The organism is Treponema sp. OMZ 788, assembly GCF_024181245.1.
Classification (GTDB): Bacteria; Spirochaetota; Spirochaetia; order Treponematales; family Treponemataceae; genus Treponema_B.
This window is the reverse complement of record NZ_CP051199.1, coordinates 365450-389095: the sequence shown is the minus strand read 5'-3', so window position 1 is coordinate 389095 and position 23646 is coordinate 365450. Positions and strand designations below refer to the sequence as shown.

18 protein-coding genes, 1 tRNA gene and 1 pseudogene are annotated in these 23646 nt (G+C 39.9%); 9 read left to right on the top strand and 11 right to left on the bottom strand.

Annotation, left to right across the window (positions count from 1 at the left end; translation table 11 throughout):
* Positions 1 to 98: 98 nt before the first annotated feature.
* Complete coding sequence (locus E4O00_RS01750) at positions 99 to 2048, bottom strand: hypothetical protein (RefSeq protein ID WP_253678297.1); 1950 nt, start codon at positions 2046 to 2048, stop codon at positions 99 to 101.
* A 55-nt stretch (positions 2049 to 2103) separates the two neighbouring features.
* On the opposite strand from E4O00_RS01750, the pseudogene E4O00_RS01745 reads away from it, so the two are divergent.
* The 4 genes and pseudogenes from E4O00_RS01745 (at position 2104) to rpmB (ending at position 4709) form a co-directional block, all read left to right on the top strand.
* Positions 2104 to 3628: pseudogene (locus tag E4O00_RS01745) on the top strand (tetratricopeptide repeat protein).
* 6 nt (positions 3629 to 3634) lie between these two features.
* The gene (locus E4O00_RS01740) at positions 3635 to 4291 is read left to right on the top strand and encodes a 5-formyltetrahydrofolate cyclo-ligase (protein ID WP_253678295.1); all 657 of its coding nucleotides are present in this window, start codon (positions 3635 to 3637) and stop codon (positions 4289 to 4291) included.
* A 95-nt stretch (positions 4292 to 4386) separates the two neighbouring features.
* Positions 4387 to 4459 (top strand) — tRNA-Asn (locus E4O00_RS01735).
* A gap of 58 nt (positions 4460 to 4517) precedes the next feature.
* On the top strand, positions 4518 to 4709 hold the full coding sequence (rpmB, locus tag E4O00_RS01730) for a 50S ribosomal protein L28 (RefSeq protein WP_002670427.1): 192 nt from the start codon (positions 4518 to 4520) through the stop codon (positions 4707 to 4709).
* 88 nt (positions 4710 to 4797) lie between these two features.
* Here rpmB and E4O00_RS01725 read toward each other — a convergent pair whose 3' ends face one another.
* The 8 genes from E4O00_RS01725 to E4O00_RS01690 all read right to left on the bottom strand — a co-directional run bounded on the left by E4O00_RS01725 (position 4798) and on the right by E4O00_RS01690 (position 16371).
* Positions 4798 to 6717: an ABC transporter substrate-binding protein gene (locus tag E4O00_RS01725; RefSeq protein ID WP_253678294.1), complete on the bottom strand. Its 1920-nt coding sequence runs from the start codon at positions 6715 to 6717 to the stop codon at positions 4798 to 4800.
* A gap of 53 nt (positions 6718 to 6770) precedes the next feature.
* Positions 6771 to 7730: an ABC transporter ATP-binding protein gene (locus tag E4O00_RS01720; protein WP_253678293.1), complete on the bottom strand. Its 960-nt coding sequence runs from the start codon at positions 7728 to 7730 to the stop codon at positions 6771 to 6773.
* On the bottom strand, positions 7730 to 8719 hold the full coding sequence (locus tag E4O00_RS01715; protein WP_253678292.1) for an ABC transporter ATP-binding protein: 990 nt from the start codon (positions 8717 to 8719) through the stop codon (positions 7730 to 7732). Before E4O00_RS01715 ends, E4O00_RS01720 begins: the two co-directional genes overlap by 1 nt.
* A gap of 164 nt (positions 8720 to 8883) precedes the next feature.
* Complete coding sequence (locus tag E4O00_RS01710) at positions 8884 to 10839, bottom strand: ABC transporter substrate-binding protein (RefSeq protein WP_253678291.1); 1956 nt, start codon at positions 10837 to 10839, stop codon at positions 8884 to 8886.
* Positions 10840 to 10897: 58 nt separating this feature from the next.
* Complete coding sequence (locus E4O00_RS01705; protein WP_253678290.1) at positions 10898 to 12394, bottom strand: ABC transporter permease subunit; 1497 nt, start codon at positions 12392 to 12394, stop codon at positions 10898 to 10900.
* A gap of 1 nt (position 12395) precedes the next feature.
* Positions 12396 to 13418: an ABC transporter permease subunit gene (locus tag E4O00_RS01700; protein ID WP_253678289.1), complete on the bottom strand. Its 1023-nt coding sequence runs from the start codon at positions 13416 to 13418 to the stop codon at positions 12396 to 12398.
* Positions 13419 to 13596: 178 nt separating this feature from the next.
* Positions 13597 to 15369, bottom strand: a complete 1773-nt coding sequence (locus tag E4O00_RS01695; RefSeq protein ID WP_253678288.1) for a dihydroorotate dehydrogenase — start codon at positions 15367 to 15369, stop codon at positions 13597 to 13599.
* Positions 15370 to 15405: 36 nt separating this feature from the next.
* Positions 15406 to 16371: a hypothetical protein gene (locus E4O00_RS01690; protein WP_253678287.1), complete on the bottom strand. Its 966-nt coding sequence runs from the start codon at positions 16369 to 16371 to the stop codon at positions 15406 to 15408.
* Between the two features lie 143 nt (positions 16372 to 16514).
* On the opposite strand from E4O00_RS01690, the gene asnS reads away from it, so the two are divergent.
* Genes asnS through radC form a run of 5 tightly spaced genes read left to right on the top strand, consistent with a single transcriptional unit; the run spans position 16515 to position 20840 of the window.
* Entirely contained in the window at positions 16515 to 17936 is a 1422-nt protein-coding gene (gene asnS / locus E4O00_RS01685; protein ID WP_253678279.1) for an asparagine--tRNA ligase, read from the top strand.
* Between the two features lie 27 nt (positions 17937 to 17963).
* The gene (locus E4O00_RS01680) at positions 17964 to 18959 is read left to right on the top strand and encodes a D-alanyl-D-alanine carboxypeptidase family protein (protein ID WP_253678275.1); all 996 of its coding nucleotides are present in this window, start codon (positions 17964 to 17966) and stop codon (positions 18957 to 18959) included.
* A gap of 8 nt (positions 18960 to 18967) precedes the next feature.
* Positions 18968 to 19207: a hypothetical protein gene (locus E4O00_RS01675; protein ID WP_253678274.1), complete on the top strand. Its 240-nt coding sequence runs from the start codon at positions 18968 to 18970 to the stop codon at positions 19205 to 19207.
* On the top strand, positions 19180 to 20112 hold the full coding sequence (locus E4O00_RS01670; protein WP_253678273.1) for a D-alanyl-D-alanine carboxypeptidase family protein: 933 nt from the start codon (positions 19180 to 19182) through the stop codon (positions 20110 to 20112). The genes E4O00_RS01675 and E4O00_RS01670 overlap by 28 nt, the downstream gene beginning before the upstream one ends.
* A gap of 50 nt (positions 20113 to 20162) precedes the next feature.
* Positions 20163 to 20840, top strand: a complete 678-nt coding sequence (gene radC / locus E4O00_RS01665) for a RadC family protein (RefSeq protein ID WP_253678272.1) — start codon at positions 20163 to 20165, stop codon at positions 20838 to 20840.
* 2 nt (positions 20841 to 20842) lie between these two features.
* Here the strand turns inward: radC and E4O00_RS01660 are convergent, their stop codons facing one another.
* On the bottom strand, positions 20843 to 21703 hold the full coding sequence (locus tag E4O00_RS01660) for a ComFC family protein (protein WP_253678271.1): 861 nt from the start codon (positions 21701 to 21703) through the stop codon (positions 20843 to 20845).
* 110 nt (positions 21704 to 21813) lie between these two features.
* Positions 21814 to 23586: an arginine--tRNA ligase gene (argS, locus tag E4O00_RS01655; RefSeq protein ID WP_253678270.1), complete on the bottom strand. Its 1773-nt coding sequence runs from the start codon at positions 23584 to 23586 to the stop codon at positions 21814 to 21816.
* Positions 23587 to 23646: the final 60 nt, after the last annotated feature.

Below are 23646 nucleotides of genomic sequence, written 5' to 3'. Positions count from 1 at the left end.
TGCAAGACAGTATATATTATACCACATTTTAGCAAAAAAGGATAGTTTTTTATCAATATTTATAAAAAAAGTTTTAAACCGGCAAAAAGAATAAGATTTTATTCGTTATCCGTATTGGATGAATCAGTTTTTGCTTCTGCCGAACCCGAATTTTCAGCAGGATTGCCGCTTGCAGCCCTATTTTCTCCGGCAGTACCCTCTTGAACAGCAGGGGAAGCAGGAGCCGGTTCAGGCGGACGGCCTAAGAAGAGCACTATATCCTCATCATCTTTTTTATGCTTCATTTTTAACAAAAGAGTACGGGTTCTTTCATCATAAACATAGCCGGAAGAATTATAAATTTCAAATCTGGGATCTGTTCTAAAATCGAGACCATGAATTTGTATCCTGTAAAAGGGTCTGATTCCTCTTATAATCAGGTAATGAGTATTGCCGGTCTTAGACGAAATTCTAAAGCTGAATATTTTTGCATCATTTTTAAGCACATTTATTTCTTGAGCCGATGTCCAAGCCCAAATACCGGGTTCGGACTTTAATGCCAAAGATTCTGCATGGGGATAATAAGGATTATCCCGAATAGCAGCCGGATACAGTTTTTCTGCATAAAGAATAAGAGCATCGTTAGCCATAAGCCCTAATTTTTTTGCCTTGTCTCCTTGAATATCAAAAGAAGACGGTAAAGCGGGAGAGCCTCCGCCAAGTGAAAATATTGAAGAATACAGGGCTTGTCCGACAGCCTTCCATGCTACCTTATCGGGATAGGAGCTTCCGTAACGGATTAAAACTGATGCGGCTTGCAGAGTTTTTTCCGTATCGATAGCCTTTTTATCGGCAGATATATAAATTCCTTCATCGATCGAAATTAAAGATTCTTTTAAAACAGTTTCGCATTTTTCGGAATTTTCCATAAAAATATTCTGTTTATTAGGAAAATAAAGAGCAAAATCCATTGCAGCTTCCAATAAACCTACGGCAAAAAAAGAATTTAAGGCCTCTTGCTTTGAGTTAGCAGCCAGTTTTTCCAAGGCAGGAATTAAAGCAGCCCTTGAGTTATTTATCAAAAATGGAATAAGGGCTTCCATATCAAAAACCGCAAGTTCTCCCTTGGTTATTCCTGATTCAATACCTGATAGCTTTTTTCTGTAATTTGCAGCAAGCATTTTATCGTTTTGAACAAGGTTATCATAAAATGTACTCGATATATAGGTGCGCTTTTCCTTAGGCAAAAGCGAGGCCGATGCCGAAGCAAGAGCCTTTGCATACTCGCCCCTATATGCTTTTTCGGCTATATATGCGGTCAAAAGTTCTTCATTATAATTTTTTGCCGAAATTACACTCGAAAAATGCTCCAACGCATTTTCTCTAAATAATTGCTTGGTTTTATTATATTCTTCTTCGCTTGCAATCGGAATGCGTTGAATGGCATCAAAATCAAGACTTTCAGATTGAACATAGGTTTCATAAAAGGCGGTTTTCTTTGAACTTGAAAGAATAAGATGAGGAAACTCGGTTGAATCATCGGAATTTCCAAAACCGTAGCCGCCCCTAAAAACAAACCTGTCTTTTCCGTATCGTAAAAATATTTGCTCATCCTGCCTCTCCAAGCGGGCCGATTGAGTCAGTTTCCAGGGAAAATAGACTGTTTCTATTACTGACGGCATAGAAACGGAAATCTTCACGGAATCAATTGTTTCCGAAAGGTATGAAGTAAAATCTATTAAAACATCATTAGAACAAATAACACTAAAAGAATTATCGGTTTTTTTGTAGTCTAAAACTTTGAGGGTGAGATCTTCATTGCCGGTTGTCTTTGCAAGAATCGGAGTTTGATCCGTAATATAAAAGTCCAAACCGTTTGAAACTATATGCAGGGGTAAAAGAGGAATTCTTTTGCCGTTTTCATCAACCTCATCCCTTCCCGAAACGGTCATAGCTCCTATTGTATAATAAAAAGTCTTCCCTATGGTAAACTGAATAACAAATATGCCGAAAATAATTAGTATATACAATATAGTTAGTGAAATTATCCTACTTGATTTGTGTTTCATAATGTTATAGTTTATATAAACTAAGGAATAATTGCAATACTTATAAGGAGTTATTATGAAAATAACCAAGCGAATTTTTGTGTGTTTTAGTTTTTTGATTGCTGCAGCCGTCGTTTTTTCGTGTAAGACAACCCAAGAGGCTGCCAAACCGCCCATAGTCGAAGAAGAAAAAAAGAATGAACCTAAAAAGGCTGAAACTAAAACAATCAAGCCGATAGTAATAAAGCCTTCCGCAGCGGAGCCTAAAAAAATTCAACCTAAAAAATCGGCAAAAAAAGAAAACAAAAATTCCCGAGAAGAATTTAATGATAAACTTACAGCTCTTTCAAATAATAAAGACTTTGACGGTATTTTAAAATTGATAGATGAATCGGATCCTGAACTGACCAAGGATTTTAAGATACAATATCTAAAACTTTCCATCCTCATTTCGATGAGAAAAAATCAAGAAGCCGAAACTTTTGCAGCCGAACTTTCTAAGACCTATCCGAATAATACAGACATTCTTTATGCACAAGTTATGATGGCCCAATCCGAAAACAATCTTAAAAAGAAAAATCAATACTTGGAAAAAATTTTGGCCATCAATCCCAAAGATTCACGGGCGTTAACCGAACAGGGCTTGGACTTATATTCAGGCAAAAGATATAGTGATGCCAGAAGAAAATTTATACAAGCCTATAAGGTAGATCCTAAGTGCACCGAAGCCCTCATAGGCCTCGGCCGTATAAACTACCTTGACGGAAAACTCGATCAGGCAGAATCAAATTTAACCGCAGCCTTGGAACTTGAACCGAATAACAGCATAGCCCTTGCAGAACTTGCACGCATAAAATCAGAAACAAACAGAATGTATCAGGCCCTGCAGGATATAAATAAGGCTGCCGAACTTGAACCGAACAATCCAAGTCATTGGAACGATATCGGTTCTTACAATCTTACAATAGGCCGAAAAGAGGAAGCAAAAAAAGCTTACAGCAAGGTTATAGAGCTTACTCCAGATTCATACATAGCCTATATTTACAGGGCAGGCATAAACGATGATCTAGGCTACAAGGAAGAAGCTCTGGATGATTACATAAAAGTATGCAATCTCTATCCGCCCTATTATTTTGCATTGGAAGGAGCCGGTATCTTATTTTGGGAAAAAGGCGATTGGCTCAACGCAGGTACGGCATTTTTAAAAGCCTTAAACAAGTCTCCGGCATCTTATCAATATGCAATATTATACGCAATAAGTCTTTATAGGCAAAATAAAAAATTGGATGCCAAAAAATTTATGCAAAACTATCTAAAAACAATTAACCGTACAGAAAAAGAAAACGAATACTTTTTATGCCGCCTTTTTATAGATTTTGCAGGCGACAGTGAACTCATAAACAGGGCAACGGCCGAAACAGACAAGATAAAAAAAGGAAGAATGTTTTTTTATCTTGGAGAATTTTATAATCTGACCAAAAAATATACTCTGGCCGAAAAATGCTATGTTCAGGTAACTTCAATAGAAAATCCGGCTTTTTTTGAATACCGTTTTGCAAAAAAAAGCCATGGATGAATTTAATTTAAGCACAGGAAAATAGGTAAAAATGCTTAAAGAAGAAAAGGCACAGGTGCGAAAACTCATAAAAGAGTATTTTAAAAGCCCTGAAGGAAAGGCCCTCATAAAAAACACCGAGGAGCAGCAAAACAGCAAAGAATATTGTAGGGTCTTTTTAAATAAAATACCTCAATACGGAAAAGCCAAAACCGTTTTTGCTTATCATCCCATAAACGAGGAATTTCCCACATTGGGGCTTTTAAAGCAGGCAGCGGAGGACAAAAAGACTATCGCCCTGCCCCTCGTTTTAGATAAGGATTTGGTATTCAAAAAAATGGAATTTAAAGACGGCAAAATTGAACCTGTGCAAAGCGGAGCCTTCGGCATCATGGAACCTTCCAAGGAAGCCTTAACACTCTTCCCTCAAAATCAAGAAGAAAAAAAGACTTGTCCTTTGGAACTCCCTCTTTTAATTTTGGTTCCCGGCAGGGCTTTTTCAAAAAAAGGAGAGAGGATGGGCAGGGGCGGCGGTTTTTATGACAGATTTTTTGAAAAACTCTTTAAAAGCGTAAAAAAAGAAGATGTCTGCCTTGCAGGGCTTTGTTTTTCGGGGCAAATTTTGGACAGTATTCCGATGGGAGAATTTGACTATCCTGTAGACCTTGTGGTAACCGAATCCGGAATTTTGACAAAATCAAAACGGTAAGTTGTACAACAAAAAAACACAAAAAAATTTGCTATTTTCTATTGACATTTTATAAGAAATAGTGTAATATCCTAAAACTTCCTAGTTGGAAGCATTCCCCTGTAGCTCAGTAGGCAGAGCAAGTGGCTGTTAACCACTGGGTCCGTGGTTCGAACCCGCGCGGGGGAGCTATTCGAATGACGGCTGACCTTTCTAGGTCAGCTGATTTTTTAAAGGTAGGTGCGATATGTCAAGAGTATGTGAAATTTGCGGAAAAGGCTCATTATCAGGTAACTCGGTAAGTAAGTCCAAAATTCACACAAAAAGAGTTTGGAAGCCCAATCTAGTGAATGTAAAAACAGAAATCGGCGGCAGAACTCTAACCATTAAAATGTGTTCTCGATGCTTAAAAAGCGATTACGTTACAAAAAAAGTTTAGTTTTTTCTTAATTTACTCCTTTTTATTTACATTTCGAGTTCGCTGAAAAGTGAACTCGATTTTTTTTGCCTTTTTTTCTTCTAAAAATTTACTTGTACCTCTCACTCAAAAAATAAGCCCGCATTTGTAAAAGCTTATTTTCATCCTTAGCTTTTATACACTCAGCTTCAATATCGCCGTCAAACCACATATAACCGAACATAGGGTCATCAAGATATTTTTGATGCTTCATATTGAGCCAAGAGGGAAAGCAAATCCACTTCCAAGCCATAACATCAATTGTATCTTTGTAGAATGACGGAATCATAAGAGCAGCTTCATCTACACGCTTTTCTATCTCACGGTTTACGGCCGCTTTTTCAAGATAGGTTAAAGAAGTATTCTCATATTTTTCTAAAAGCCTATCCAGTTCAGGGTCTGAATAACCGAAAAAATTATTAAAACTTTTTGATTCGGCAAATGAAGAATGAAAAAGGCTGTAGTTATCGGGGAGGCGGTAAGAATTAAGACTGCCCCACCAAGCCTGATAGTCCCTGTTTGAAACCTTATCAAAAAGTTTTCCGCCGATTTGCCTAAACTCAATTTTTAAGCCGGCAATCAAGGCCTGAGCATATAAAAAGCCGAAAGCTTCATACAATAAAGGATCGTTATATAGAATAACAAAACTCAATTCCCTTCCTTCAGAATTTATCAAAATCCCGGAAGAATTTACCCTATCGTATCCGGCCTTAGCAAAAAGCTCTCTGGCTTTTTTAGGGTCAAAGGACGGCTTTTTTATACCGGAATTATTAAATTCGGCACTTCCCCAAGTTTGGCCTGAACCGATTGTGTGCAACCTAACTCTTTTATCCGAATAAATTCTGTTTATCATACCGTCTATATCGACGGCATAATAAAGTCCTTTACGGACAAAAAGATTGTCGAGAGGAGCGGCCTGACTGTTAAAAAATAAACCGGCAGGACCTTGTACCGGAACATGACGGCCTCTCCAAAGATTGATAAAACCGTTTTGAACATCGGCAGAAGCCTCGGCCCTCACCCATTCCCCCTGATCGTCTATATGAATTACATCAAAAAGACCTCTGGCAAATTTTGTAAAAGCCGGCCGTTTATCTCCGGTAATTATCCTATAAAAAATCTCGTCAAAATTAGCAATAGCCTTAAAATGAGGATAGTTATGAGCCCACCAGTTTTCAACCTTATTAAAATGAAGACCGTTATTATAGTCATATTTTTTTAGAGTATAAGGTCCTGTAGTAGGTTCAACGGTACGGTTGTATTTTGCGATCCAGTCATCGGGAACAGCCCCATCGTAAAAATGTTTTGCAATAGGTTTAAAATTGGTTATATCCAAAAGTTCTTGCTCAGTATATTTTTGACTGCCAAGCACATGTACCGACAAACAAAAGTCATTTATTTTTTTTACTTCAAGATTATTATGTTCTCTGTTTTTTATCGGGTCAACAATTTTTTTCGACTTACAGAATTCGTTGGCAAAAACCCAGTCCTCAGCCGTACAAGGTTGTCCGTCAGACCATAAAATTGTTTCGTTTAATTTGTAGTAAACGGTTTTAGAATCAGCATCTACAGCCCAATACACAGCCGAACACGGCAAGAATTCAAATGTCTCCAATGATGTCCACAAAAGAGGCATTTGGGTATTAAAAAGCTTTACACAAAGCTCATCGGCACCCGGCCCCATATATCGGAAAGTATTGGGTATATCGCCCAAAAAGCCGTAGAAGATGCCGCCTTTTTTTAAGGCCTTAGAAGAAAGATCCTTGGGATAAGATGTATACCACTTTAAGCCGGCAGGAGTTCCGTCAAGGCGGAAACCATCAACCAAGACGGGAGGAGCCGAAAAATCAGGAGGGTTTTCTATTTCTTCCTTTAAAATTTTATCGTAAGCATCTGAAGCCGGCTGATCAAGATAAGATACGGTTTTAGAACCGCATGAAACAAAAAAAAGAGTGCATAAAGCAAAAAGAAAAAAAAATTTAGTTTTCAATTTTTATTACCAAAAATTAAAGGTGCCGTAAAAGCGGCACCTCTTTATAATTCTTATACCAAATGGCAGGCACACATATGCCCTTCTGCAACTTCCCGAAGCACAGGTTTTTCAACCGAGCACTTATCGATTTTCTTTGTGCAGTTTAAATGGAAGGGACAGCCTGTAGGAAGATGAATAGGTGAAGGAATTTCACCGGTAAAGGGAATTCTTCTGCGCCTGTTATCGGGATCGGTGTCGGGAATGGCTGCAATCAAGGCCTGAGTATAAGGATGCAAAGGATCCTTGTATATCTCCAACGAAGGAGCCATCTCCATTATAGAGCCCAAATACATAACAGCAACTCTATCGGACATATGCTTAACTACATTTAAACCGTGCGAAATAAACAACAGGGTTAAGTTTCTTTCTTTTTGCATATCCAAAAGAAGGTTTAAAACCTGCGATTGAACGGAAACGTCAAGAGCACTTACAGGTTCATCACATACAACAACTTCGGGATCCAAAACGAGAGCTCGGGCTATAGCAATACGCTGACGCTGACCGCCTGAAAATTCGTGGGGGTATCGGTAATAAGCATCTTCCGGAAGACCTACATATTTTAAAAGCCCCATTACCTTTTCTTTTCTTTCGTTTGGAGTCATCTTTGTCTGGATAAGAAGGGGCTCCTCGATGATGTAACCGACATTCATTCGGGAGTTCATGGAGTCTGCAGGATCTTGGAAAATCATCTGAACATTCCGGCGGACATCTCTTAGCTTCCGCTCAGGCAGGCTTTCAATGCTTCTGCCCTTATAAAGAACTTTTCCGGACGTAGGTTTGTAAAGGCGCATCATTGCACGGCAAAGGGTACTTTTGCCGCAGCCGGTCTCGCCTACAAGACCAAGGGTTTCACCGGGGTATACTTTTATGTTTACACCATTTAAGGCATGAACAACATTTTTAGTATATTTTCCTTGAGAAAATTCTTGAACTAAATCAACTGCTTCAAAAATAGGTTGTCTTTCGGCCATTAGTCTAACTCCTTTGCTCTAAAGCATCTGATAAAATGCCCCGGTTCAAATTCCTCAAGCTTGGGCGTATTTGAACGGCAGTAATCGGTTGCATAAGAACATCGCTCTGCAAAACGGCAGGTGGCTGGATAAGCCCTCGGAGAGGGTACGGCACCTTTTATATATGGTAGATGCGTCTTAGGCTCAGAGTTCATCTTGGGCATGGACGCAATTAATCCTCTTGTGTAAGGATGGCGCGGGTTTTTAAAAATAGTATTAACATCGGCGGTTTCCACAATTTGTCCCGCATACATAACCGCAACATCATCACTGACTTCTGCAACAACACCCATATCATGTGTGATGTACAGAACACTCATATTGTTTTTTTCTTGTAAGGCCTTTATTAGGGCCAAAATTTGGGCTTGAACGGTAACGTCCAAGGCCGTTGTCGGTTCATCTGCAATAAGCAGTTTAGGATGGCCGGCCAAGGCCATAGCAATCATAACACGCTGCCGCATTCCGCCTGAAAGCTGAAAGGGATAGTTTTTTAACCTCTGTTCGGCAGACGGCATTTCTACATCTTTTAAAACCTTCAAAACGTGTTGCTGTCTATCGTCCTTTGTTATTTCGGGACGGTGAAGTTCAAAGACTTCTCCAATCTGCTTTTCAACAATGTGCACAGGGTTTAAAGCCGTCATAGGCTCTTGGAAGATCATCGCAATCTCTGCACCGCGCTTTTTATACATCTCTTCAATGGGCAGATCCAAAATGTTTTGACCCTCAAAAAGTATTTTTCCGTTGGTAACAATTCCGTACGGCTGAGGCAAAATACGCATAACAGAAGAAGCTGTTACACTTTTTCCGCATCCCGACTCCCCTACAAGGGATAAAGTCTTTCCTCGTTCCAATTTTAACGATACTCTGTCTATTACCTCTACAGGATCCCCTGCACCGCTTTTAAAAGAAACGGAAAGATCCTCAATCGTGAGAAGGTTTTCTCCACTCATAAATACAACTCCGAATTGGGTGCAGGGCAGCTCCCTGCACCTCTAAGATTAATTTTGATTTGGAGGCTCTAAGCTGAACATCAGACGGCTCTGAAGCCTCCAAACCTTATTGATTTTTATAAGCCCAGGCCTAAAAAAGGCTTAAGTCTATAAAACTTAAAAAATTAGTCCGCAATATAACGGGTTGAAGGAGTCCAAACACGAGGTTCAAAGGTTTTGCCTTCGGACTTGGCCTTAAGAACTTCCTGACGGATATCTTCATCAATCCACATATAACCGTCATATTTAAAATAATCATCGGTTATATTGAATTTTCGGTTACCCCACCAAGGAAGTTTTACCCACTTCCATGTACCGCATCGATAGAAGTCGATGTAGGTACCGGGAACAATTAAGGCTTCATCATGAACGATTTGTTCAATCTTTCTGTTATTTTCTGCCTTTTCTGCAAGAGTAGGTCCGCTGCGGTCAACATCCAAAAGTTTTTCCATCTCAGGGCTCCACCAGCCGAATGTATTATTTGTACTTACTTTATCGGCATTGGCTTTAGCAAAGAACTGCCAGGGTGAAGGCCATGTTCTGGGAGCATAACCGCCCCAATAGGCTTGGTGTTTTTTATTTATAAATGCGTTAAAAGCACCGCTTTCCATAAGCTTAAGTTCAATTTCAACTCCGGCTTTTTTAGCCTGTTCTTTAAGAACAGACAAGCGTTCTGTATGGCCTGCAAAACCGTAAAGGAGCTCAAATGAGAGTCTTTCACCCTTTGCATTTTTTAAGATACCGTCGCTTCCAACCTGGGAATAGCCGGCTTCTGCAAACATTTTGCGTGCAGTTTCAGGATTAAAATCAGGCTTTCTGATTGTGTGATCATTAAAATCGGTTCCGTAAGCTACCTGACCATTACACATATTATGCATTCTCTTATAGTCGCCATATAGAGCTTGATCGATCATTCCCTGAATATCGATAGCATAGTACATAGCTTGTCGAACTTTTTTATTGCTGAACAACGGATATTTTGTGTTAAAGAACATCCCGGACATACTTGAAGTAGGCAAATAATTACATACCCAGCGGTCTACATAACCTTTGGTAACATTATCATTTGTAGCACCTCTTCTCCAAACGTGAGGGAAATTCATATTTAACATATCGATTTCGCCGTTCCAGAAATAGTTTTCAATAATATCCAATCCGCCTGTAATAACCTTGTATTCAATTTTTTGAATATTAGCTTGGTTTTTTAAATGAGGATAAGAATGTCCCCACCAGTCGGCAACCTTTTCGACAACAATCATTTCGCCTTGAACACATTCGGATTCTTTTACGATGTAAGCTCCGTTTGTAGGTTCAATCTTCCAGTTATATTCAATGTACCAATCTTTTTTTAATTCGCCATTGAAGAAATGTTTGGGCCGGGGTTTAAAATCGGTTTCACCGATAAGAACGATTTTTTCCAATTTGTCGGATTCCAAATATTTAACCGAAACACAATAGTCGTTAATCTTTTTAACTTCGCGTTTACTGTAGTAGTCATTATACCAAGGGTCATTTAAGTTGGGTGAACACATTACTTCCCAAGCAAAAACCCAGTCATCTGCCGTACAAGGAACGCCATCCGACCACTTCATGTTTTCATTGAGCTTGTAATAAACTGTTTGATTGTCTGCACCGAAAGCCCAGTGTGTGGCAGAAAGAGGTGTAATCTCTTGGGTTTCATTATTTTCTCCAACGAAACCGACATGGGGCCACATAAGATCTCTTGTACCTAAATTTGATTCAGGGCCTGTGTACCTGAAAGTTGTGGGGTACTCCGCAGTGTATGTATGAAATGTACCTCCCTTCTTTGTGTTTTTTGACGATAAGTCTTTCGGATAACTTGTTATCCAAACTACTTCCTCAGGCATTCCCTCCACTTTGAGATTCTTGTCCTCAACGGGCGGCGAATTAAAATCGGGTAAGCCGGCAGCCATTTCTTCAGCCATGCTTGATTCAGCCATGGCGACGGCACCGCTACTCTTCATACCGGTGTTCTGATTTGATCCATTGCAAGAAATAATAAGCATCAAGACCGCCGACGACAAAATAAGTAACATAGTTAACTTCTTCAATAACGTCATAAAATTCCCTCCTAATAAAGAATTTATTCTTAGTTTTTATATAATTAACCGAATGCGGCTATTTATATACCGTAAATCTGCGCGGGTCAAAAGCGTCCCGCAAGCCTTCACCTATAAAGGTAATCATTACTAAAACCAACACAAAGCATGTAACTACCGACAATAAAATCCACGGAGCTTCAGCATAGGTTGATGTACCGATGCTCAAAAGTTCACCCCAGCTCGGTGTAGGCGGCTGTAACCCATATCCAAGATAATCAAGAGCCGTCAGCGAGCTTATACCGCCAGAAATAACAAACGGTAAAGAAGTTACTATCAAAACGATTACATTGGGCAATATATGCACCGTAATTATTCTCCAAGTACTGGCTCCCATAGATCGGGCTGCTAAAATATAATCGCGTTCACGCTCTCGATATGACATAGCCCTCATACTCCATGTTTTACCTGTCCAGTTAAAAGCAATGTTGATTAGAACGAACATGGTAAAAGTAGGCTTGAATATTGATGCCAAAATCATAATCATATACAGATACGGAACTCGTTCCCATATTTCGATAATTCTTTGGAAAATTATATCGAAGGTTCCGCCGAAGTATCCCATTGCTATACCTATAATTGTACCGATAAAATAAGTTACTGCAGCAACAAGAAGAGCATAGGACATTGCAATTCTAAATCCATATACAAGACGGGCAAAAATATCACGCCCGATTCTGTCGGTTCCCAAAATATGACCTGTCTTAAATGACGGAGGAAGAGGATGGAACATTTGCCCCTTATCGCCCTTTGCAAATCTTACCGTCAAAATTTGATCTCGTCCAATATCTATTCTATTATCGTTTGAACCTATCTTATGCCATATATAATCGGCTGGATTCATAGACTCGGAAGATGAGGATTTATTTACAGCTACTCCTATCCAGTTTTTGGAATTTGAGAAAAAGTCCGATATCGGCTGTTTCGAATCTGCAGAATCTGCAAATTTTATCCAAACATATTGCTTGTCTCCAGTCTTAACTCCGTTTATATCGCTTAAAGGAATCCACATATAGTCTGCGGGATTATCCATGGGAAGAGCATCTTTCGACGATACTGAAATTCCCATAATAGGAGCACCGCGAAATGTTAAAGCTAAAGGAACCGAAGAAGAATCGGTTTCAAAAGGATTATATGGAACAAAGGGCATTAATATCCAACCGCGTTTTTGCTCTTTAATGTGTTTTTTAAATTCGCGGTAATTAACTTCAAGCTCATCACCAACCCTAAAGTTAAAATCGTCAGCCAAAAGCACTTTACCGTAAGTGGGAAAATACAATTTTCCATCAACATACATAGCTAAAGGTCTGTTTGACACAAACAATTCTGCAATAAGGGATAAAAGAAAAAAAACACCTATAAGAACAAAGGAGAATTTTGCTTTTTTTATCTCTGCAAAACGGTCAAGACGTTTTTTCATCAAGGGGTCAATTCTGAATTTATCTCTAAAAGAGCCCCAATATTCTTTGACTTTACTTAAAAAAAGATTTTCATTTGTAGTATTTTGCTCTGTCATACTATTCTCCTAACCTTATTCGAGGGTCAATCAGTGAAAGTATAAGATCGCTCAGAATATTTCCAAGTAAACTTAATAACGCAGTCATTACAAGAGAGCCCAAAACAATAGGATAATCTCTGTCAACAATTGCCCTAAAACCTAAAAGACCTATACCGTTGATATTGAATATTTTTTCGATAAGAAATGAGCCTGAAAAGAATACCGTAATTAAGCCGCCCAAACCTGCAGCGATAGGAATGATACTGTTTCTAAATGCATGTTTCCACATAGCATCTTTAAAAGTTCTTCCTTTCGCAACAGCCGTCTTTATATAATCTGCAGCCATGTTTTCCATAAGGTTATTTTTCATGTACATGGTTGTAACGGCGAAAGAGCCGATTGTATAGGCTATCATTGGCAAAAACATATGCCATACATTATCTGCAATTTTTTGGAAAAAGTTCATATCCATGTAATTTCGCGAAAATGCTCCTCCTGAAGGAAACCATGGTAATGTAAATGCAAATATCTGTAATAAGATTATAGCAACGATATAACTTGGAAGGGCATAACCGACAAATATAACAATTGACGTTACATTATCAAATGTACCTCTATGTTTTAAAGCTTTTTTTATTCCTAAAGGAATACATATCGCATAAACTAAGACAACAGAGGTTATTCCAAACCGCAAGGAAATAGGAAATCGGCTCACTATCATCTCAAAAACAGGATCATTATATTTAGTGGAACGGCCTAAATCTCCCCGAAGCAAATTTCCGGCCCATTCAGCATAAGCTATAGGCCAGGGCTTATCAAAGCCGTAAAAAGCTGCCAGTGCAGCCATGGCTTCTTCATTTAAAGGTTGAGAATCCTGCCTACTGGCAGCAGTATCTTTATTCTCATTTGCCATCATCCTCTGCATAATTGCCCTTTCAACGGGGCCGCCGGGAACAAACCTGGTTACAGCAAAGACTACCAAGGTTATACCTATAAAAGTAGGAATAATCAAAAGCAATCTTCGTACGAAATAGTTATTCATTATAAAGCTCCATAAAACCAAGATACTAATATGACACAGCCTAGCCGAATTATACATGCTTGATTATGTTAGTAAAAGGAAAGGAGTGTTCATACTTAGACATACGTCAGTCTATCATAATGAAAAAAAAAAGTCCATAGTTAAAGCAGCATTTTAACCTTGTATTTCTAACTGTTTCTTAATAAAAATCATCAATTTGATCAAGGCTGACAAATGTTCCTTTTTTACAGGTCAAGATATTACCGCAAGAACATTCTCCGCAAATGCCGACACCGCACATTGTGTTCATTTCAAGCGACATAAATATTTGATTTTTACGAACACCCATTTTTAAAAGGATTTCGGAAGCCCTTCTCATAAAAATCATAGGCCCGACCAGATAGGCAGAAAAAAACTCTATTTTACCCATGCTTTCGGTTTTTCCTTCTATAGACAAGCCCGTATTCCCTTCAATATTGTCCTTTTGGAATTGATTAAGCACCCTGCCTACTACGCCCTTGTCTGCTACTTTTTTATAAGTACCGCATTCAATAAGAATTTTTTCGATACTGTTCGGCTCTTTTCTTTGAGTATCTTCAGAGGTTCCTACATAGGAAGAAACTGCCGTACCCTGCTTTTTTAGGCGTTTTGCCAAGGCGGGAAGAACGGCAATTCCTGTTCCGCCTGCAATTAAAAGGGCATTTTCGCTTTTGGGAGGCCTTATTCCCTTGCCGTAAAGCCCACGCATATAGATTGTGTCTCCCTCTTTCAGCTCAAAAAGAGCCTCGGTAAAAGGGCCGCGTTTTTTTATGATAAGGCTGATAGGATCGGCTTCAGCAAGGGAAAAGGGTTTTTCTCCGGCCCCGGGAATCCATAAAAAGACAAACTGCCCTGCTTCAAATTTACATTTTCCGTTTAAGGTGATGATTATAATGTCTTCGCTTTCTTTTTCGATCTTTAAGATGGTCTTAGCTTCGTACTCCATGGCCTTATTTTTACGCAAAAATGAGGAAGTTTTATCGGTTTCTTTGCCCCGTATGCAGTTTAGAGCATCGGAGGCTAAGGCCTTAAAAAAAGGTTTTAAATCGTCCTGTTCAAGCATACCGCAGGCAGACCCGATTCCGACTACATCGGCTCCGGCCCTGACGAGCTCGGCCGCCTGAGCCCCCGTCATAACGCCGCCCATTCCGATTATAGGAATTTCATCCCCAACAGCCTTCCTTATTTCTTTAATACATTCGAGAGCCCTTGGGTACACCCATGAGCCGCTCATGCCGCCCTTTCCGCCGAGCTTGTTTTGCAGGATGGGCTTTCCCGAATGGGGTTCGATATAAACCGTAGGGCCGACGGTGTTGATGGCCGTTATGCCGTCCGCTCCCGCCTCGATTACGGAAGCTGCTATTGCTCCTATATCCTCGACATTGGGGGTTAGTTTTACAAAAATAGGGACATGACAATCAGGCAAAGCCTTTTTTAAGGCCCTTACGTATCCGCTAGCAATCTCAGGGTCGCAGCCTATGGAGGCTCCGAAACCGGCTGAAGCATGAGGGCAAGAAAAGTTAAGTTCAAAGGTGTCGGCTAATTCTTCAAAGCCTTTGGCAAGGCTGATAAAATCTTCAGGATTCGATGCCGAAAGGGAAACATTTAAAATTGCATTAGTCTTCCAAGAGGAGCGGAGTTCTTTAAGCTCTTTTACAGCTTGTTCCATTCCGCAGTTGCGCAAACCTACGGAATTGCCGAAGGAGCCTAATTCGGGCTCACAGAGTATAGGCTCCCTATTTCCGGGATTGGGCAGTACTTGAAAGCTCTTTGTGGTAACAAGACCGAATCCCAGCTCGTCGGCACAGTACCTTATAAGGTGAGGCTTTGTAGATAAAACGCCCGAAACTGTAGCAAGCAAGGGTTCAGCCCTTCCCTCTCTCGCCGCCGTACCCGCATTCTTAATTTTTTGTATGATTTCGCCCTTTTTCATTGCATACTCCCCTTTAATTTTACTCCATCAGATTTTTTATCTCTTAATATTCATATAAAAGACAATACCGACTTGGTAAAACTTTACATAAGTTTTTTTATCGGTATCGAGAATCCTTGTTTGATAAAAATCATACTTGGTTCCGCTTTTATAAACCGGATAAGTATACCATTGGGCTAAAAGCATTATATTATAGTCCTTTTTAATGTTAAAATTAATAATCGGGCCGAAGGTTGTAAGAAGCAGATCTTCACCCCATTTTTTACTGTCACGGCCTTCAGGCGGAGTAAACAGTTTTTTTTCTACATCTATTTTCATTCCGATTAAATCTAAAAATAAAGGCATTTGATAGCCTATTATGTAAGAACTCATGTATCTCCATCCGTTACGGTTTTCCCCTGAATCCGCTTGATAAAGCCACGAAGTTTCAGGATTAACCCCTGTCATGGCCTTGTAAAGAGCATATTGATCGGTTTTAAATACCACATGGCTCCAATCATGGGGTATGACGGCCCCAAGGTCAAACTGAAAGGCCCCGCCCAATGCAAATGAATATACAGCCTTACTAAAATTCAATGGAACAAGGTTTTGCTTTCCGCCCTTATTTTCATTGACGGCAAGTCCAAGTAAGTCTTCTTGAAGTTTAAGTTTCCAGCCTGAACCTATTTTTGATTCCGCATATAATTCCAAAAAGGCCAGAGGAGTCCAAGTAATGTTAAATTTACCCTCAAATGTAATCGGTGTAATTTCCGCTCCGATTTTAAAATCAATATTGTTATCCTTCATTAAAGGATTATCAAACTGCATAAACGGAATTTTAAAACTTTGAGTTACCCCTGCCAAGGCTTGAATCGGATATGTAACAATGGCATTTATCGTTGTAGTATATGCAACCTTCTTTTTGCTTTGCTCTGATGTGGTCTGTTCATCGTTTTTTTCTTGAGAAATCAAAGGTAAAAAGAAAGATAAACACAACAATGCACCAATAAAAAGTTTTTTCATAAATTAATCTCCTAAGTTTTTGATATGATTCGTTTATATAAACTCGCACTAATTCTATCATATTAGAAAAGGGCGGTCAAGATATTTTATAAAGACTTTTATTGCTTGACAGAATCGGAATTTACCATATAATATACTCTATTATGATACATTTAATTAAAGATATTTTAACCTCAGAACCAAAAGGCCAAGCTATCGATGTTTACGGCTGGGTTCGCACAAAGCGGGAAACCAAGAATTTGGTTTTTATCGAGATCAATGACGGCTCTTGTTTTGCCTCCATTCAGGCAGCATTTGACAGGGATAAGGGACTCGATAATAATACGGAAGCTCTCTTAAAGAAAGCCGGCACCGGAGTTTCGGTAAAGGTTTCAGGTAATCTTGTTCCCTCACCGGCTGCGGGACAAAGTGTTGAGCTTCAGGCTAATAATATCCATATTTTCGGTGATGCCGATCAGGAAAAATATCCTTTACAAAAGAAACATCATACTATGGAATTTTTACGGGAGAAAGCTCATTTAAGAGCCCGCACCAATACCTTCGGGGCAGTCGCCCGAATGAGAAGCCAGATGGCCTATGCAATTCACACCTTTTTTCAGGAAAGAGGTTTTCAATATGTGCATACGCCCATTATTACAGGCTCGGATTGCGAGGGTGCAGGCGAAATGTTTCATGTTACCACCTTCGATATAGAAGAAACGGTAAAAAAAGCTCTAAAAGAGAAAAAAGATCCCGATTCCTTTAAAATAGATTATTCTCAAGACTTTTTCGGCAAGCAGACCAACCTGACCGTTTCGGGACAGTTGGAGGGGGAAACCTATGCGACGGCCCTTTCGCGCATTTACACATTCGGCCCGACCTTTAGGGCAGAAAACTCGAACACAAGCCGCCACCTTGCAGAGTTCTGGATGGTAGAGCCTGAAATGTCCTTCTTTACGATAAAGGAGAATATGGAGTTGGCGGAAGACTTTATCGTCTACCTTTTAAAATGGGCCTTGGAAAAGTGCAGGGAGGATTTGGAATTCTTCGATTCAAGAATCAAAAAAGGGCTTATCGAAATGCTTAAAAATGTCGTAAACACGCCCTTTACCCGTCTTACCTATACCGAAGCTATAGCAGAACTTGAAAAGCATGCTGACCGCTTTGAGTTTAAACCCTACTGGGGCTGCGATCTCCAAAGCGAACATGAAAGGTTTTTAACCGAAGAAGTATATAAGGGACCCGTAATCGTTACCGACTATCCCAAGGAGATTAAGTCCTTTTATATGAAGTTAAACGAGGACGGAAAAACGGTAAGAGGCATGGATGTGCTTGTTCCGGGCTTGGGCGAAATCATCGGGGGCTCCGAAAGGGAAGAAAACCTCGATATTTTGCAAGGCAGAATTAAGGAACTGGGATTGAGAGAAGAAGACTATTGGTGGTACCTTGATCTCCGCCGATACGGAACCGTTCCTCATTCGGGATTCGGCCTCGGCTTTGAAAGGCTCCTCCTCTATGTTACGGGTATGGGAAACATAAGGGACGTTATCCCCTTCCCCCGAGCACCGAAATTGGCAGAGTTTTAATTATTTTAATACAAATTAAGCTTTAAAATGAAGCACAGCTCAAAAAGAATTTTAAAATGTATTTTTATCCTCTTTGCGGCTGTGCTTTTTTGTGTCCTAGGATTTGCAGGCTTCGTTTTTTTCCATGTCTCGGCCTTAAAAAAGGCCGAGCCTCTTCCGGTTTCTTCCGAACAGGTTGAAAAAGCTCTTGGGGCTTTTTATAAGGAACGCAAATTCAATGCCGACTTTCCGCCCCTTAATTCCATCAAAAATTTTTTACCCGTTCAAAAATCGCCTTCTGCGGCTCAGGCGGAATCGGTAAATCTCGAATTGCCTCAAATCGATGCCGAATCCTACATTCTTATTCATGCAAAAACGGGAACAATTTTAGCGGAACACAATGCAGAAAAACAAATTCCTCCGGCATCCCTTACAAAACTTGTAACGATTTATACAATGCTTCAAAATCCCGAATTTAAAAATTTGGGAAAAAAAGTTATTCCTCCGAAAGAGACTTGGGCCGTTTTTTTACCGCGAGGGGCTGCATGGATGGGCTTGGGAGGAAATCAGATTTTAAGCATCGAAGAGCTTATAAGAGGAATGGCTGTTTGCTCAGGAAATGATGCAGCCCTTGCAGCAGCCCTCCTCACGGAAGGAAGCCTTGAAAAATTTACGCTTAAAATGAACGAAGCCGTAAAAAAGATAGGACTAAACTCTACATACTTTGAGGACTCTTCGGGCCTAAGCGAAAAAAATCAAACCACTGCCAAGGACTTTGCCCTATTTTCTCTTCATTATTTAAAAAAATACCCGGAAAACCTAAAAAAATTCCATTCGGTAAATGAGATAAGCTATCCCCAAGAACACAACATCCTTATCAAAAAAAATTCCTCAGGCTTAAAACAGTTTCAAATTACAAAGCCTGCTACCAATACTCTTTTAAAAAAACTGGAAGGCTGTGACGGCTTAAAAACAGGCTTTATTTACGAGTCTGGTTTTAATATTTCGCTTACGGCCCTTCTGCGGCTCAGGCGGAATCGGTAAATCTCGAATTGCCTCAAATCGATGCCGAATCCTACATTCTTATTCATGCAAAAACGGGAACAATTTTAGCGGAACACAATGCAGAAAAACAAATTCCTCCGGCATCCCTTACAAAACTTGTAACGATTTATACAATGCTTCAAAATCCTGATGTACTTGGGAAAAAGTTATTCCTCCGAAAGAGACTTGGGCCGTTTTTTTACCGCGAGGGGCTGCATGGATGGGCTTGGGAGGAAATCAGATTTTAAGCATCGAAGAGCTTATAAGAGGAATGGCTGTTTGCTCAGGAAATGATGCAGCCCTTGCAGCAGCCCTCCTCACGGAAGGAAGCCTTGAAAAATTTACGCTTAAAATGAACGAAGCCGTAAAAAAGATAGGACTAAACTCTACATACTTTGAGGACTCTTCGGGCCTAAGCGAAAAAAATCAAACCACTGCCAAGGACTTTGCCCTATTTTCTCTTCATTATTTAAAAAAATACCCGGAAAACCTAAAAAAATTCCATTCGGTAAATGAGATAAGCTATCCCCAAGAACACAACATCCTTATCAAAAAAAATTCCTCAGGCTTAAAACAGTTTCAAATTACAAAGCCTGCTACCAATACTCTTTTAAAAAAACTGGAAGGCTGTGACGGCTTAAAAACAGGCTTTATTTACGAGTCTGGTTTTAATATTTCGCTTACGGCCCAAAAAAACGGAGAACGTTTTATTGCGGTTATCTTGGGCAGCCATTGGAAAAACTTCGCAGACGGAATTTTTAAGAGAGAACAAAATTCGATTAAGCTTATGAACTTTGCATTCGATAATTTTACAAGCTTCGATGTAAGGGAACACAGCAAAATCGAAAAAACCGTAAAGGTACTTGGCTCAAACCTAAGCGTAAAAACTTCTGCAATTATTCCCGTCCCTGCAAATTTGGATTTTTCGCAAGACTATATCACCGTGTTAAAAAAGGATGAAAGGCATATAGAAAGAGTTATCAATTTACCCGCAACAATAAAAGCACCGCTTCCTGCAGGCAGGCAAATCGGTTCTATAGAATACCGTATAAAAGATTCGGAGCTTGTACTAAAAACCATTCCCCTTATCTGCCCGATAGACATAAAAGAAGGTTCTGCTTTTAGAAAATTTATCGACGGTTTTTTTAGATAATTTTTGTAAAAGAATAGTAAATATTTCAAATAATACATACAACATAATTGATGATAGGCTATAAAAATTTATCCGCTATGGAAAAACCCGATATGAGGGAAAGGCTTTTGGAGTACGGGCCTCAGAATTTAAGCGACTCTGATTTGGTGGCCATTCTTTTACGCACAGGCATTAAGGATAAACCCGTAAAAGAATTGGCCGAGGACATTATTCTCCACATCGACAGGGCAAGGCCCGAAAAAATTGAAGGCTATCTGCGTTCTATCCGAGGGATGGGAGATTCAAAGATTTCAACGGTTCTTGCTGCCATGGAATTGGGAAGGAGGTATTACGACAATAAGAACCGAACGATTTCGCACCCGACCGATGTTGTGCCTATCTTGCAGCACTACGCAGACCGTGATAGGGAACACTTTATCTGCGTTTCCTTAAACGGAGCAAACGAAATTATTGCAACCCGTGTTGTAAGTGTTGGTACAATCAACAGAACAATTGTGCATCCTCGTGAAGTTTATTCAGATCCGCTAAAGGACAGGGCAGCTTCAATAATTGCAGCCCATAATCATCCTTCGGGAAATTTGGAACCCTCAAATGAGGATATAGAATTGACACGCCGCATATACGAGGCAGGAAAAATTTTGGGCATCAAGCTTTTGGATCACATAATCTTGGTGCCCAACGGCAATTTTTTCAGCTTTGTGCAAAGCGGCACAAGGTTTGACATTTAACTCTAATCGAAAAAGAGGCAGAGGCCGATTACTTCTTTGCAGCCGGCCTCTTTTAAGGCTGCAGCACAAAAGTTAAGGGTTGCTCCCGTGGTCATAACATCATCCAAGATGATGAGCTTTTCGGGCAAGGCGGTTTTTAAATTCTTCGATTTTAAAAAACGCCTTTTTTGTTTGAGCAAAATTTTCCCTTTTAAATTGCCGGCTCTCTTTTCACGGGAAAGACTTTTTTGGGAAGCCCCGTCCTTCCGCTTTAAGCAGCGGAGAATAGGAAAATTATACAAATGCTCCAAACAGACGGAGAGATCTTCTATTTGATCCCAGCCCTTGTTTTTAATCTTTTTAGGACGGGGCGGAACCGGCACCATCGGAATGTTTTGAAGCTCAAGACTCCCTTCAATAAAAGACGCAAGGGCAGAAGCATAAATTTCAGCAAAGCCTCTCATATTTTGATTTTTCCACAAGCGTAAAAGCTCGCCTCCCCTGCCCTTATAAGGATAAAGAGTATAAACCCTTTTTACAAAATCGGATTGAAGAGGTTTTGTACTCCCCTCTCGTTTTTCATATTTCTGCTCATCCGTTTTTTCTCCTGCCCCGCCTTCATTTTTTTCCCGTAATTTAGCCCTGCAATTTGTGCAAAGTTCCTTTTCGGAAATTAAAATTTTTCCGCAGGACGAACAAAACTTTTCCGGGTGTTTAAGCCGGAACAAAACAGGCTCGGTAATTTCTTTTTGCAAACACTTAACGCAAAGCGGAATACCCGTTCCCGTTTCTTCCCCGCAAAACACACAAACCTGAGGACAAATTATCCTGGCATAAATATTCCGCAAGCAGATCAATGCCCTTAATTTAAATCTTTTTATCATAGATAATACCTCTCTTTCCTATAAGTATTATCTTAATTTTACGAGTCTTTTAGTATATTTTAAAAATTCTTAAAAAAAATTAAATGTAATGTTTAATTTTTACGGAATGTCTACATTACTTCCATAAAGGGAATGAGCACGAGGTTCATCGCATTTTGAAGAACTATCTTGGTTGCCCTTGCCAGTTCCATTCTTGTATAAGAAAGATCTGCACTATCTCCTGAAAGAATCGGGCAATCGCGGTAGAAGCGGCTGAAGGCTTTTGAAAGTTCGTAAAGATATGAAGTAAGAGCCGTCGGATCCTTTTTTAAGGCCGCCCGTTCAACCTGTTCGGGAAAGGCCTCCAATGTTTTTAGCAGTTCCCACTCCGATTCGTGGGTCAAAAGAGAAGCGGCCAGTTTTCCGTTCTTTAATCTTTCCTTGCCTTCATCGGTTTCTGCCTTCCGCAAAATGGAAGAAATTCGGGCTCCCATGTATTGAAGATAGGGGCCTGTGTTTCCGGTAAAGGAAAGAGACTCCTTTGGATTAAAGAGCATATCCTTTTTGGGACTTACCTGTAAGAGAAAATAATGCAAGGCACCTACTGCAATCTTTTCGGCAGCTGCTGAAGCATCTCCTACTTCCTTTTCTCTTCCGTTTTCTTCTATTTTTTTTAGAGCCTCATCTTGAAGAGAATTGATAAGGTCATCGGCATCCACTACCGTGCCCTCTCGGCTTTTCATCTTTCCCTCAGGTAAGTTTACCATTCCGTAAGAAAGATGATAGAGGTCGCGGGCCCATTCAAAACCAAGTTGTTTTAAAACATAAAAAAGAACCTGAAAATGATACTCCTGCTCGTTTCCTACAACATATATCATTTGGTTAAATGGCCAATCCTTGTGGCGGGAAATTGCTGTTCCTATATCCTGTGTCATGTAAAGAGAAGTGCCGTCGCTCCTCAGCAAGACTTTTTTGTCGAGCTTGATGGGAGCAAGGTCAACCCAAACGGAACCATCCTCTTCCTTATAAAAAACTCCATCTTCCAAGCCTTTTAAAATCTGATCCTTTCCTTTTAGGTAAGTTTCGCTTTCATAATAAAGTTTATCGAAGGAGATACCGGTTCTCTTATAGGTTTCCTGAATGCCGCCTATTGCCCAGCCGTTCATCATCTTCCAAAGATTAATGAGTTCGGTGTTTTTTCCGGCCTCCCAATCCAAAAGCATCTGCTTTGCCTCGGCCTCGGCCTTTTCAGGATTTTGTTCACTGTATTTATGGAAGGCAACATACATATCCCCGACAAAGCGGTCTGACTTTATATTTTCACTTTCGGGAGTTTTTCCTTCGCCGAATTTTTGATAGGCTATCATGGACTTACAGATATGAACACCCCGATCGTTTATAATGTTTACCTTAAAAACATCGGCCCCGCAAAATTTTAAAATACGAGAAATACTTTCACCCAGAGCATCGTTACGCAGGTGCCCTAAGTGGAGGGGCTTATTTGTGTTCGGGCTTGAAAACTCAATCATAATTCTCTTGCCTAAAAGAGAAGAGGTTTTCCCGTAGTTTTCTTTTTGACTTAGAACCTTATCCAAAACATTCGAAGCCACGTCTCCCTTGGCAAAAAAGACGTTTAAATATGGGCCTAGAGCCTTAGGCGTTCCGTATTTTTTTATTGTCTCGTTTTCCAAAAGACGGGCACAGACATCTGAAGCAATCTTAGCCGGAGCCGTTTTAAAACTCTTTGCAAAGGTAAAAAGAGGAAAGGCCGCATCCCCCATCTCAGGATTGGGCGGCGTTGTTATATTTATATTTTCGGGTAAAATCTTATCACAATTTTCGGGAGCTATTCCGTTTAGAGTATCGGCAATGATTTTTTGCCATGTAGTTTTAATATCTTCCATAATAAACGGATTATACCGTATTTTTTGAAAGTTTTCAATCGGGTTCTGCTTGCATAAAAA

Bases quoted from the DNA above. Each gene is read 5' to 3' on its own strand.
- argS (WP_253678270.1), bottom strand. From the start codon at position 23,586: ATGGAAGATATTAAAACTACATGGCAAAAAATCATTGCCGATACTCTA.
- E4O00_RS01720 (WP_253678293.1), bottom strand. From the start codon at position 7,730: ATGGCCGAAAGACAACCTATTTTTGAAGCAGTTGATTTAGTTCAAGAA.
- E4O00_RS01705 (WP_253678290.1), bottom strand. From the start codon at position 12,394: ATGACAGAGCAAAATACTACAAATGAAAATCTTTTTTTAAGTAAAGTC.
- E4O00_RS01750 (WP_253678297.1), bottom strand. From the start codon at position 2,048: ATGAAACACAAATCAAGTAGGATAATTTCACTAACTATATTGTATATA.
- E4O00_RS01690 (WP_253678287.1), bottom strand. From the start codon at position 16,371: ATGAAAAAACTTTTTATTGGTGCATTGTTGTGTTTATCTTTCTTTTTA.
- E4O00_RS01740 (WP_253678295.1), top strand. From the start codon at position 3,635: ATGCTTAAAGAAGAAAAGGCACAGGTGCGAAAACTCATAAAAGAGTAT.
- E4O00_RS01695 (WP_253678288.1), bottom strand. From the start codon at position 15,369: ATGAAAAAGGGCGAAATCATACAAAAAATTAAGAATGCGGGTACGGCG.
- asnS (WP_253678279.1), top strand. From the start codon at position 16,515: ATGATACATTTAATTAAAGATATTTTAACCTCAGAACCAAAAGGCCAA.
- E4O00_RS01715 (WP_253678292.1), bottom strand. From the start codon at position 8,719: ATGAGTGGAGAAAACCTTCTCACGATTGAGGATCTTTCCGTTTCTTTT.
- E4O00_RS01710 (WP_253678291.1), bottom strand. From the start codon at position 10,839: ATGACGTTATTGAAGAAGTTAACTATGTTACTTATTTTGTCGTCGGCG.
- rpmB (WP_002670427.1), top strand. From the start codon at position 4,518: ATGTCAAGAGTATGTGAAATTTGCGGAAAAGGCTCATTATCAGGTAAC.
- E4O00_RS01680 (WP_253678275.1), top strand. From the start codon at position 17,964: ATGAAGCACAGCTCAAAAAGAATTTTAAAATGTATTTTTATCCTCTTT.
- E4O00_RS01670 (WP_253678273.1), top strand. From the start codon at position 19,180: ATGGGCTTGGGAGGAAATCAGATTTTAAGCATCGAAGAGCTTATAAGA.
- E4O00_RS01700 (WP_253678289.1), bottom strand. From the start codon at position 13,418: ATGAATAACTATTTCGTACGAAGATTGCTTTTGATTATTCCTACTTTT.
- E4O00_RS01660 (WP_253678271.1), bottom strand. From the start codon at position 21,703: ATGATAAAAAGATTTAAATTAAGGGCATTGATCTGCTTGCGGAATATT.
- radC (WP_253678272.1), top strand. From the start codon at position 20,163: ATGATAGGCTATAAAAATTTATCCGCTATGGAAAAACCCGATATGAGG.